The sequence below is a fragment of the Ruegeria sp. YKSF070 genome (assembly GCF_059612725.1).
In genome coordinates, this window is the sequence record NZ_JBXWRD010000036.1 from 35,422 (window position 1) to 47,711 (window position 12,290).

The 12,290-nt window shown below is 61.9% G+C and carries 10 protein-coding genes; 8 read left to right on the forward strand and 2 right to left on the reverse strand.

Annotated features, from left to right (window positions below; translation table 11 throughout):
* The first annotated feature begins 40 nt into the window (after nt 1-40).
* The 4 genes from rpoC to AC2FL1_RS16660 all read left to right on the forward strand — a co-directional run bounded on the left by rpoC (nt 41) and on the right by AC2FL1_RS16660 (nt 7,147).
* Entirely contained in the window at nt 41-4,282 is a 4,242-nt protein-coding gene (rpoC, locus tag AC2FL1_RS16645) for a DNA-directed RNA polymerase subunit beta' (RefSeq protein WP_496877692.1), read from the forward strand.
* Nucleotides 4,283-4,377: 95 nt separating this feature from the next.
* Nucleotides 4,378-4,947, forward strand: coding sequence for a helix-turn-helix domain-containing protein (locus tag AC2FL1_RS16650; protein ID WP_496825050.1), 570 nt, complete (start codon nt 4,378-4,380; stop codon nt 4,945-4,947).
* 3 nt (nt 4,948-4,950) lie between these two features.
* Nucleotides 4,951-6,159 carry an MFS transporter gene (locus AC2FL1_RS16655; RefSeq protein ID WP_496877693.1) on the forward strand — a complete coding sequence of 403 codons (1,209 nt, stop codon included), beginning with the start codon at nt 4,951-4,953 and terminating at the stop codon, nt 6,157-6,159.
* 118 nt (nt 6,160-6,277) lie between these two features.
* Complete coding sequence (locus AC2FL1_RS16660) at nt 6,278-7,147, forward strand: DMT family transporter (protein ID WP_496825048.1); 870 nt, start codon at nt 6,278-6,280, stop codon at nt 7,145-7,147.
* Here AC2FL1_RS16660 and AC2FL1_RS16665 read toward each other — a convergent pair.
* Together AC2FL1_RS16665 and AC2FL1_RS16670 are read right to left on the reverse strand one after the other, a co-directional pair.
* On the reverse strand, nt 7,130-7,945 hold the full coding sequence (locus tag AC2FL1_RS16665) for a putative rhamnosyl transferase (protein ID WP_496877694.1): 816 nt from the start codon (nt 7,943-7,945) through the stop codon (nt 7,130-7,132). The two genes, AC2FL1_RS16660 and AC2FL1_RS16665, sit on opposite strands and share 18 nt — an antisense overlap.
* Nucleotides 7,946-7,947: 2 nt before the next feature.
* Complete coding sequence (locus tag AC2FL1_RS16670; protein WP_496825266.1) at nt 7,948-8,754, reverse strand: putative rhamnosyl transferase; 807 nt, start codon at nt 8,752-8,754, stop codon at nt 7,948-7,950.
* Nucleotides 8,755-9,099: 345 nt separating this feature from the next.
* Between AC2FL1_RS16670 and rpsL the strand changes: the two genes are divergently transcribed.
* From rpsL to AC2FL1_RS16690, 4 genes are all read left to right on the forward strand, one after another.
* Entirely contained in the window at nt 9,100-9,471 is a 372-nt protein-coding gene (gene rpsL, locus AC2FL1_RS16675) for a 30S ribosomal protein S12 (protein WP_005862801.1), read from the forward strand.
* 15 nt (nt 9,472-9,486) lie between these two features.
* The gene (rpsG, locus tag AC2FL1_RS16680) at nt 9,487-9,957 is read left to right on the forward strand and encodes a 30S ribosomal protein S7 (protein WP_011049181.1); all 471 of its coding nucleotides are present in this window, start codon (nt 9,487-9,489) and stop codon (nt 9,955-9,957) included.
* An 18-nt stretch (nt 9,958-9,975) separates the two neighbouring features.
* Nucleotides 9,976-12,093: an elongation factor G gene (gene fusA / locus AC2FL1_RS16685; protein WP_496877695.1), complete on the forward strand. Its 2,118-nt coding sequence runs from the start codon at nt 9,976-9,978 to the stop codon at nt 12,091-12,093.
* 87 nt (nt 12,094-12,180) lie between these two features.
* Nucleotides 12,181-12,290 (forward strand): GTP-binding protein (locus AC2FL1_RS16690; protein ID WP_170611170.1); only part of this gene is annotated, 110 nt, incomplete at its 3' end.

The following is a 12,290-nucleotide window of genomic DNA, read 5'->3' on the forward strand; positions in this document are numbered from 1 at the left end:
GGGCCTCCCCCCATCATCCGCACGAATTTGAGGTATACAAATGAACCAGGAACTGACCAACAACCCGTTCAATCCGCTGACACCGCCCAAGGTGTTTGACGAGATCAAGGTCTCTCTGGCATCGCCCGAGCGGATCCTGTCGTGGTCTTATGGCGAGATCAAGAAGCCCGAGACCATCAACTATCGCACGTTCAAGCCCGAGCGTGACGGCCTGTTCTGCGCGCGTATCTTTGGCCCGATCAAGGATTACGAATGCCTGTGCGGCAAGTACAAGCGCATGAAATATCGCGGCGTTGTCTGCGAGAAATGCGGTGTCGAGGTGACGCTGCAGAAGGTGCGTCGCGAGCGTATGGGCCATATCGAACTGGCCGCGCCCGTCGCACATATCTGGTTCCTGAAATCGCTGCCCAGCCGGATCGGCCTGATGCTGGACATGACGCTGCGCGATCTGGAACGCATCCTCTATTTTGAAAACTACGTGGTCACCGAGCCGGGCCTGACCGATCTCACCTACGGTCAGCTGATGACCGAAGAAGAGTTCATGGATGCCCAGGACCAGTATGGCATGGACGCCTTCACCGCCAATATCGGCGCCGAGGCAATCCGCGAGATGCTGTCCCAGATCGACCTCGAGGCCGAAGCCGAACAGCTGCGCGCCGATCTGGCCGAGGCCACCGGTGAGCTGAAGCCCAAGAAGATCATCAAACGGCTGAAAGTCGTCGAGAGCTTCCTGGAATCCGGCAACCGCCCGGAATGGATGGTGCTGACCGTGATCCCGGTCATCCCGCCGGAACTGCGTCCGCTGGTGCCGCTGGACGGGGGCCGCTTTGCGACCTCGGACCTGAACGACCTGTATCGCCGCGTCATCAACCGGAACAACCGTCTGAAGCGTCTGATCGAGCTGCGCGCGCCCGATATCATCGTGCGCAACGAAAAGCGGATGCTGCAAGAGTCGGTCGACGCCCTGTTCGACAACGGCCGCCGCGGCCGGGTGATCACCGGCGCCAACAAGCGCCCGCTGAAATCGCTGTCGGACATGCTCAAGGGCAAGCAGGGCCGCTTCCGTCAGAACCTTCTGGGGAAACGCGTCGACTTCTCGGGCCGTTCGGTCATCGTGACCGGCCCCGAGCTGAAGCTGCACCAGTGCGGCCTGCCGAAGAAGATGGCGCTGGAACTGTTCAAGCCGTTCATCTATTCGCGGCTCGAGGCCAAGGGCCTCAGCAGCACCGTGAAACAGGCCAAGAAACTGGTCGAAAAAGAGCGTCCCGAGGTTTGGGATATCCTCGACGAGGTGATCCGCGAGCACCCGGTTCTGCTGAACCGCGCGCCGACGCTGCACCGTCTGGGCATCCAGGCGTTCGAACCGATCCTGATCGAAGGCAAGGCGATCCAGCTGCACCCGCTGGTCTGCTCGGCCTTCAACGCCGACTTCGACGGTGACCAGATGGCCGTGCACGTCCCGCTGAGCCTTGAGGCTCAGCTTGAAGCGCGCGTTCTGATGATGTCGACGAACAACGTTCTGTCGCCCGCCAACGGCGCACCGATCATCGTTCCCTCGCAGGACATGATCCTGGGTCTCTACTATCTGACCCTTGAACGCGAAGGCATGGTCGGCGAAGGCAAGATCTTTGGTTCGATCGACGAGGTTCAGCACGCTCTGGACGCGGGCGAGGTGCATCTGCACACCAAGGTCACCGCGCGCATCGCGCAGATCGACGACGAGGGCAATGAGGTGCTCAAGCGCTTCGAGACCACTCCGGGTCGTGTGCGCCTGGGCGCGCTGCTGCCGATGAACAACAAAGCCCCGTTCGAACTGGTCAACCGTCTGTTGCGCAAGAAAGAGGTGCAGCAGGTGATCGACACCGTCTACCGCTACTGCGGCCAGAAAGAGTCGGTGATCTTCTGCGACCAGATCATGACCATGGGCTTCCGTGAGGCGTTCAAGGCCGGCATTTCGTTCGGCAAGGACGACATGGTGATCCCCGATGACAAATGGGGCATCGTGGACGAGACCCGCGACCAGGTGAAGGATTTCGAACAGCAGTACATGGACGGCCTGATCACCCAGGGCGAAAAGTACAACAAGGTTGTCGATGCCTGGTCCAAGTGTAACGACCGTGTCACCGAAGCGATGATGTCCACCATCTCGGCGGACAAGCGTGACGAGAACGGTGCCGTGATGGAGCCGAACTCCGTCTACATGATGGCCCACTCGGGTGCGCGGGGCTCGGTCACTCAGATGAAACAGCTGGGCGGCATGCGTGGCCTGATGGCCAAGCCGAACGGCGACATCATCGAGACGCCGATCATCTCGAACTTCAAGGAAGGTCTGACCGTTCTTGAATACTTCAACTCGACCCACGGCGCCCGTAAGGGTCTGTCGGACACCGCTCTTAAAACGGCGAACTCGGGTTACCTGACCCGCCGTCTGGTGGACGTGGCGCAGGACTGCATCGTGCGCGAGCATGACTGCGGCACCGATCGCGGCGTGACCGCCGAAGCGGCGGTCAACGACGGCGAAGTCGTGGCCTCGCTGGCCGAGCGCGTGCTGGGCCGTGTCGCCGCCGACGATATCCTGCGTCCGGGCACCGAAGAAGTGCTGGTGGCCGCCGGTCAGCTGATCGACGAGCGGATGGCCGATGCCATCCACGAAGCCGGCGTGCAGACCTCGCGGGTCCGCTCGCCGCTGACTTGCGAAAGCGAGGAAGGCGTCTGTGCCATGTGCTATGGCCGTGACCTGGCGCGCGGCACCATGGTGAACCAGGGCGAGGCCGTGGGCATCATCGCGGCGCAGTCGATCGGTGAACCGGGGACCCAGTTGACCATGCGGACCTTCCACATCGGCGGCGTGGCCCAGGGTGGCCAGCAGTCGTTCCAGGAAGCGAACCAGGACGGCACCATCGCGTTCGAAAACCCGCAGCTGCTGGTCAATGCCGCAGGCGAAAGCCTGGTCATGGGCCGCAACATGAAGCTGTTGATCAAGGACGCGCAGGGCGAGGAACGTGCCAGCTTCAAGCTGGGTTACGGCTCGAAACTGTTCGTCAAGGACGGCGCCCAGATCAAGCGTGGCGACAAGCTGTTCGAATGGGATCCCTACACCCTGCCGATCATCGCCGAGAAGGCCGGTACCGCCAAATATGTCGACCTTGTTTCGGGCATCGCTGTCCGCGACGAGACCGACGAGGCCACCGGCATGACCCAGAAGATCGTGATCGACTGGCGGGCTGCGCCCAAGGGCAGCGACCTCAAGCCCGAGATCATCCTGGTGGACAGCGATGGCGAACCGGTCCGCAACGACGCGGGCAACCCGGTTCACTATCCGATGTCGGTGGACGCGATTCTGTCGATCGAAGATGGCCAGGTCATCGAGGCCGGCGACGTCATCGCACGTATCCCGCGCGAAGGCGCCAAGACCAAGGACATCACCGGGGGTCTGCCCCGTGTGGCGGAACTGTTCGAGGCCCGTCGTCCCAAGGACCACGCGATCATCGCCGAGATCGACGGGTATGTACGCTTTGGCCGCGACTACAAGAACAAGCGTCGTATCTCGATCGAGCCGTCGAACGAGGCCATGGAACCCGTCGAATACATGGTGCCCAAGGGCAAGCACATCCCGGTGCAGGAAGGCGACTTCGTGCAGAAGGGTGACTATATCATGGACGGCAACCCGGCCCCGCACGACATCCTGTCGATCCTGGGCGTCGAGGCTCTGGCCAATTACATGGTGAAAGAGGTGCAGGAGGTCTATCGTCTGCAGGGCGTGAAGATCAACGACAAGCACATCGAAGTCATCGTGCGTCAGATGCTGCAGAAGTGGGAGATCTCGGACTCGGGTGACACCACGCTGCTCAAGGGCGAACATGTCGACAAGCAGGAATTCGACGCGGCCAATGAAAAGACCATCGCCCGCGGCGGTCGCCCGGCCTCGGGCGAGCCGATCCTGCTGGGGATCACCAAGGCCTCGTTGCAGACCCGCTCCTTCATCTCGGCGGCCTCCTTCCAGGAGACCACCCGCGTGCTGACCGAAGCCTCGGTTCAGGGCAAGAAGGACAAGCTGGTCGGCCTCAAGGAAAACGTGATTGTCGGTCGTCTGATCCCGGCAGGTACCGGTGGAGCAACGCAGCAGATGCGCCATATCGCAACCCAGCGCGACAACGTGGTGATCGCCGCCCGTCGCGAAGAGGCCGAAGCCGCCGCTGCGCTTGCCGCACCGATCATGGATGCCGAGATCGTGGACGACGACCTCGATACTCTGGTCGACACGCCGGAAAGCCGCAATTGATCCGATCGCATGTGAACGAGAAGAACCCCCGTGCCGCGCACGGGGGTTTTTCTTTGTGTGGTCAGGCGTAGAATGGGCGGAGCAGGAGGTGCGACATGCCCGAACCCATGCTCCGGGATTTGCCCGGCTTTGGCCCCCGGCTGCGCCGTTTGCGGCGGGCGCGGTCGATGAAACAGGCGGCGCTGGCCGAGGCGCTGGATACCAGCCAAGCCACCGTTTCGCGTTGGGAGGCGGGGACGCAGCTGCCAGACGGGGCAACCCGCCGCCGCGCGCTGGAGTTGTTGACACGGGATGTCTGCGACGATGCGGTGCTGCGTCGACTGGTGGAACATTCATCGGACTGCCTGCATCTTGTGGACGAGGCCAATCATGTCTGTCTGGCCTATTCCCCGTCCCGCGCGCGGCAATGGCGGCAATCGCAGCGGGCCCTGCTGGGACAATCGCTCTGGCCTTATGCCACGGTCGAGATCCAGGCCGCCGAGGCGGCGCTGGACGGATCGGACTGGTGGGAGAGCCAGACGCCGAACCCCCGGCTGTTCCATACCAGCCGCCGGGTTTATGACGCGTTGACCGTGGTCGAGGGCGGCCTCTTGTGGGAGCGGCTCTATCTTTCCGACGGCACGCCGGTCCGGCTCTGCTCGCAGGCGCACAGCCCGCATAATTAATTCGTGGCGCGTGATGCCCTGGCGGGGTATCGCGGGATCATGCGCCCGAAACTGACCTTGCCCCCCTTGCCCCTGATCCTGCTGCTTTGGCTGGCAGGGCTTGGTGCGGCGGGGCAATTTGCCAAGATCGCGGTACCCTTTGACTTGGTCCGGCAACTCTATCCCGATGCGGGCGCGGGGCAGGGTTGGCTGCTCTCGGTGATCAGCGTCTTTGGTATTCTCTTTGGCATGGTCGCGGGCCTTCTGACCGCGCGTTATGGCTGTCGCCGGTTGCTGGTGGCGGGTCTTGCCCTGGGCGCGCTCATGTCGCTGTGGCAGGCCACGCAGCCCGCATTTGCACTGATGCTGGCCAGCCGCATGATCGAGGGGCTTTCCCATCTGGCCATCGTGGTGGCCGCACCCACCCTGATCGCGCAGATTGCCCCCGTGCCGCTGCGCAACTTTGCCATGACCTTGTGGAGCACCTTTTTTGGCGTCGCCTTTGCGCTGGTCGCCTGGATCGGCCTGCCCTGGGCGCAGACGCATGGGGTGGCGGGCCTGTTCCTGTGCCACGGGGGGGTTATGGCGGTGCTGGCGGCTGCGGTCTGGAGACTGCTGCCTGCCGACGAGACCGCAACCGACGCGGAAAACAGCTTGCGCCCGCGTGACCTGCTCGCCCGGCACCTGTCGGCCTATGGGTCGCCCCGCATTGCTGCGCCGGCTGTGGGCTGGCTGTTCTATACGCTGACCTTCGTCTCGCTGGTGGCGATCCTGCCACCGCTGTTGCCGGAAGACCTGCGGGCAACCATCGTGGGCGTGATGCCCCTGACCAGTATCGCGGTGGCACTGCTGGTGGTTACCCCGCTCTTGCGGCGCTGGCCTGCGACCGGTGTGGTGATCGCGGGGTTTGGCCTGTCGGCACTGGTTTTGTCGGGTTTCTGGCTGGGGGTGCCGACGCCGGTTCTGTGCGTGCTGCTCTTTGCGACATTGGGGCTGGTGCAGGGGGCGAGCTTTGCCGCGATTCCCGCGCTCAATGCCTCGAGCCAGGATCGCGCGCTCGCCAACGGGGCGCTGGCGCAGATGGGCAACCTGGGCAACACGCTGGGCACACCGCTGCTGTTGTTGGTGCTGGCCGCCTGGGGCACCGGAGCGTTGCTGGCGGCGGTGATCCTGATCTATCTGGCGGGTATCTCACTGCATCTCTGGTTGTGGTGGCGCCGCCGACGCGAATAGGCGCGGACCCGAAATGTGGCGACTTGCCATTTCGTTCTGGCCTCGCCAGAAATGAAACGCAGCCAGTGCGCGGCCTCGGAAACCGGTACCGGCCTATTCCATTTGGCGAGGCCAGGATATGTCACCAAATATGCGCGGCGCGCTTCTGATGATGGCGAGCATGGCGGCATTCACCTGCAACGACACGGTTGTGAAACTGCTTGGCGCAGAGATGCCGCTGTTCCAGATCCTGGTCCTGCGCAGCGGGTTGTCGGCGGTCTGGATCTATATCATGGCGCGGCATCTGGGGGCGCTCCACCTGCGGTTTGGCCGCCGCGACAGGATGCTGGTGGCATTGCGCTGCCTGTCCGAGATCGGCGCCACCTACTTCTTTCTCACCGCGCTTCTGAACATGCCGCTGGCGAATGTGACGGCGGTGCTGCAAATGCTGCCGCTGACCGTGACACTCGGGGCGGCCCTGTTCTTTGGCGAACAGGTTGGTTGGCGGCGGATGCTGGCGATCGGGCTTGGGTTTTGTGGCATGCTGCTGATCGTGCGACCGGGGCCGGATGGGTTCACGCTTCATGCGATCTATGCGATGGCGGCGGTGATCTGTGTCACCGCGCGTGACCTGGTGACGCGGCGGATGTCGTCGCAGGTGCCTTCGCTGACGGTCACGCTGGCCACGGCCGTGTCGGTGATGTGCTTCGGGCTCGTAGGGTCGCTGACAGTGGATTGGATTCCCTTGAGAACGGACCTTTCCCTGGGCCTGTTGGCGGCCTCGCTGCTGGTTTTGGGCGGTTATCTGTTCAGCGTGATGGTGATGCGGATCGGTGAGGTCGGCTTTGTCGCGCCGTTTCGCTATTCAAGCCTGATCTGGGCGCTGGTTCTGGGATGGCTCGTCTTTGGCGACTGGCCCGATCCGCTGACCATGACCGGGGTGGCGCTGGTGGTGGCGACCGGGCTCTTTACCCTGTTCCGCGAACGGGCGTCACGGCATCGGGGCTGAGAAGATCTCGCGCACGCGGGCATTGTCGACATTGAAGCGGGCCTTGAAATAGGCCTCCTCGTCCGCATCAAGCGGTTGATAGCGGAACTGTTTGGCACCCGGCTTGGCGCGGGAATCGTTAAATTCGTTATGGCCGCGCAGCATCATGTCCTCGCCGGGGACCGTGATCGTCGGCATGACGGTCCATAGTTTGTGATGACCGAAATGCATGATGCCCTCACGATGACCGGGGGCAACGATCACCCCAAGCGCGATGGCGCTGTAGGCGAACTGGAACGGGCTGACCTCGATCCCGCGTTTGCCACAGCGAAACACGTAGCCGGTATTGAAATCGACCGCCACCGCCGGGTGTTTGCGCCAGAGCGCTTCGGTATCTGCGGCGACCTCGCGATAGCGGGCGACGAAATCGCGGGCCATGCCGTCATCGTCATCCAACCGGAATTGCAGGCAGGGCGCATCGATGTCGTGGCGGTGATCGTCGAGCGCCTGCGCCATCGCGGTGCGGTGGCGCAGCGGTGGATAGGCGCGGATGCGGATCTGGGGCACATCCCGCACCAGAGCCTCCAGCCGGGCCCGGTAGCTGTCGGGAAAGCATTCGCCGATCACCACCAGAAACTCGAAATCCGGGTCGGTCTGTCCCGCGACCGAGGGCAGGGTGATTGCCTCGAACTGGCGGAAACGGTCCTCCATCCGGGTAGGCGCATAGAGATAGGCGCGCCGCTCGTCCAGCGTTTCGTGCATCACCTTGAAGCCGCCATGGCCAAGATAGCTGAACCGGCAAAGACCCAGAACCTGCATGTTCAGCCCCCTGAAAAGACGCGTTTGACGTGATCCTCGCGGATAGCGAAGCGGGCGGCAAAATCGGCTGCCTGCTCTTCGCTCAACGGTTCCAGCGACACCGGCTTGTTCTTGTTCTGACGCGAGTCATTATAGTCGTTGAGGCTGCGCACCCACATTGGCGCGTCTGAAATGCTGATCACCGGCATGAAGCGGCCGATCTTCTCATGGGCAAAGTTCATGATCGTCAGTTTGCAGCCGCCTTTCACATACATGCCCAGCGCGGCGACATACAGCGCGCGGACCGTTTCTTTGGCGGTGATACCCGGGGCGTCAATCTCGGCCAGGTATCCCCGGTTGAAATCGACCGCGACGGTGCGGTTTCCGGCCACCAGCCCGCCGCAGTCGTTCAGGGTGCGGCGCAACCGTTCGATGAAATCAACCGAAATCGCGTCATCATCGTCATGGCGGAATTGCAGGCAGGGTTTGGTCGGGTCCTTGCGGGCCTTGTTCAGTATTTCCTTCATCACCTCGCGCTGGGGGCGGGGTGGTTCTGTCACGATCCGCACCTGCGGTACATCCGCCGTCAGGTCGTGCAGCCGGTCGCGGTGCTCTTTTGGAAGGCTGTCGCCGATGACGACGATCAGGTCAAAATTCTGATCCGTCTGTTCGCGCAGACAGGGCAAGGCCGAGGTTTCGAACAGACGGAACCGCTCTTCCAGACGGTCGTTGGAATACAGATAGGCGATACGCTCTTCGGTGGTCTCATGATCGACCTGAAAGCCGCCGATCGCGGGATAGGAAAACCGGCACAGACCGATGGCCTGCATGTCCCTGCTGTCCATAGACAAAACCTTCTCGACACTGCCGGACAAGTTTGGCAGTCTGCCACGACCTTGGCAACCGGGGGTGGGCTGTTGACACTCTGGCCGACTCCCCCTATTACGCGCGCTATCTCGGACACCGTGGGCCGCCCCACGACCGATTTCAAATAGACGTGGTCAAGGTCCGGACAGCTTTATCGTCCCGATCCTCTGATAACCAACCGCGACGTTCGCCTCGGAATGGGAACGCTCGCGGGTTTTGTGCTTGCATAGATCGCAAGTACGCCAAACTGAAGCCGCACGCAGCGCGCGTGCATGACATGTGTGTTGCAAAACGGGGAAAAGACCGGAATGCCAACGATCCAACAGCTGATCCGCAAGCCGCGGCAGCCGAAAGTAAAACGCTCGAAGTCCCAGCACCTGGAACAGTGCCCGCAGAAACGCGGCGTCTGCACCCGGGTCTATACCACCACTCCGAAGAAACCGAACTCGGCAATGCGTAAAGTTGCCAAGGTCCGCCTGACCAACGGTTACGAAGTGATCTCCTACATCCCCGGTGAAAGCCACAACCTGCAAGAACACTCGGTTGTTCTGATCCGTGGCGGCCGTGTAAAAGACCTTCCCGGCGTGCGTTACCACATCCTGCGCGGTGTTCTGGATACCCAGGGCGTCAAAGACCGTAAGCAGCGTCGTTCGAAATACGGCGCGAAGCGTCCCAAATAAGAAGGAGAGGCCGAGATGTCCCGTCGTCACGCCGCAGAAAAACGCGAAGTCCTGCCCGACGCCAAATTTGGCGACAAGGTTCTGACCAAGTTCATGAACAACCTGATGATCGACGGCAAGAAGTCGGTCGCAGAGCGCATCGTCTACAACGCCTTCGATCGCGTTGAGAACAAGATCAAGCGCGCCCCCGTCGAAGTGTTCCACGAAGCGCTCGACAACATCAAACCCTCGGTCGAGGTCCGCTCGCGCCGTGTGGGTGGTGCCACTTATCAGGTTCCGGTCGAAGTGCGCCCCGAGCGCCGCGAAGCGCTGGCCATCCGCTGGCTGATCGCCGCCGCGCGCAACCGCAACGAAAACACCATGGAAGAACGCCTCGCCGGCGAGCTGCTGGACGCTGTCCAGTCGCGCGGAACCGCCGTGAAGAAGCGCGAAGACACCCACAAGATGGCCGAGGCGAACAAAGCCTTCAGCCATTACCGCTGGTAATTCTAGAGGCTCAGACCAATGGCACGCGAATATCCGCTGAACCTATACCGGAACTTCGGTATCATGGCTCACATCGACGCAGGCAAAACGACCTGCTCGGAACGTATCCTGTATTACACCGGCAAATCCCACAACATTGGTGAGGTGCATGACGGCGCCGCCACCATGGACTGGATGGAGCAGGAGCAGGAACGCGGCATCACCATCACCTCGGCTGCGACCACCACATTCTGGGAGCGCACCGAGGACGGCCAGACCGCCGACACCCCCAAGCACCGCCTGAACATCATCGACACCCCCGGCCACGTTGACTTCACCATCGAAGTCGAGCGTTCGCTGGCCGTGCTCGACGGTGCCGTCTGCGTGCTCGACGCCAACGCCGGTGTCGAACCCCAGACCGAAACCGTGTGGCGTCAGGCCGACCGCTACAAGGTGCCGCGCATGGTGTTCGTCAACAAGATGGACAAGATCGGCGCCGACTTCTTCAACTGCGTGCGCATGATCGAAGACCGCACCGGCGCCCGCGCGGTTCCGGTCGGTATCCCGATCGGCGCGGAAAACGAGCTGGAAGGCCTGGTTGACCTGGTCACCATGGAAGAATGGCTGTGGCAGGGCGAAGACCTCGGCGCAAGCTGGGTCAAGGCCCCGATTCGCGACAGCCTGAAGGACATGGCTGAAGAATGGCGCGGCAAGATGATCGAAGCGGCCGTCGAAGAAGACGACGACGCGATGATGGAATACCTCGAAGGCAACGAGCCCGACGTGCCGACCCTGCGCAAACTGCTGCGCAAGGGCACTCTGGCGCTGCATTTCGTGCCGGTTCTGGGTGGCTCCGCATTCAAGAACAAGGGTGTTCAGCCGCTGCTCAACGCCGTGATCGACTATCTGCCCAGCCCGCTGGACGTTGTTGACTACATGGGGTTCAAGCCCGGTGACGAGGAAGAAGTGCGTAACATCGCGCGCCGCGCCGATGACAACATGGCCTTCTCGGGCCTGGCGTTCAAAATCATGAACGACCCGTTTGTCGGCTCGCTGACCTTTACCCGCGTTTACTCGGGCGTCCTGAAAAAGGGCGACACCATGCTGAACTCGACCAAGGGCAAGAAAGAGCGCGTTGGTCGTATGATGATGATGCACTCGAACAACCGCGAGGAAATCGATGAAGCCTTTGCAGGCGACATCATCGCGCTGGCGGGTCTGAAAGACACCACGACCGGTGACACGCTGTGTGACTCCAAGGATCCGGTGGTTCTGGAAACCATGACCTTCCCCGATCCGGTTATCGAGATCGCGGTCGAACCCAAGACCAAGGGCGACCAGGAGAAGATGTCCCAGGGTCTGGCCCGTCTGGCCGCCGAAGACCCGTCCTTCCGCGTGGAAACCGACCTGGAATCGGGTCAGACCATCATGAAGGGCATGGGCGAACTTCACCTGGACATCCTGGTGGACCGTCTCAAGCGCGAGTTCAAGGTTGAGGCCAACATCGGTGCGCCGCAGGTGGCCTATCGTGAAACTATCTCGAAAGAGGTCGAGCATACCTACACCCACAAGAAACAGTCGGGTGGTTCGGGTCAGTTCGCCGAGGTCAAGCTGGTCATCACCCCGACCGAGCCGGGCGAAGGCTACTCCTTCGAAAGCCGGATCGTCGGCGGTGCCGTGCCCAAGGAATACATCCCGGGTGTGGAAAAGGGCATCAAGTCTGTCATGGATAGCGGCCCGCTGGCCGGTTTCCCCGTGATCGACTTCAAGGTCGCCCTGATCGACGGTAAGTTCCACGACGTTGACTCCAGCGTTCTGGCCTTCGAAATCGCCGCCCGTATGGGTATGCGCGAAGGCATGAAGAAAGCCGGTGCAAAGCTGCTGGAACCGATCATGAAGGTCGAGGTGATCACGCCTGAGGAATACACCGGTGGCATCATCGGTGACCTGACCTCGCGTCGGGGCCAGGTGTCGGGACAGGAAAACCGTGGCAACGCGATCGCGATCAACGCTTTCGTGCCGCTGGCCAACATGTTCGGCTACATCAACACCCTGCGTTCGATGTCGTCGGGCCGTGCCCAGTTCACCATGCTGTTCGACCACTACGATCCCGTCCCGCAGAACATCTCGGACGAGATCCAGGCGAAATACGCGTAATCGGCGGTGCGTGGGCAACCACGCACCCTGTCAACCCTTAGGGTGCGTGCCCGCACGTACCGGCAAGTGAAATAAAGGAGCTTTGCAATGGCAAAGGAAAAGTTTGAGCGTAATAAACCGCACGTCAACATTGGCACGATCGGCCACGTTGACCACGGCAAGACGACGCTGACCGCAGCGATCACCAAGTATTTCGG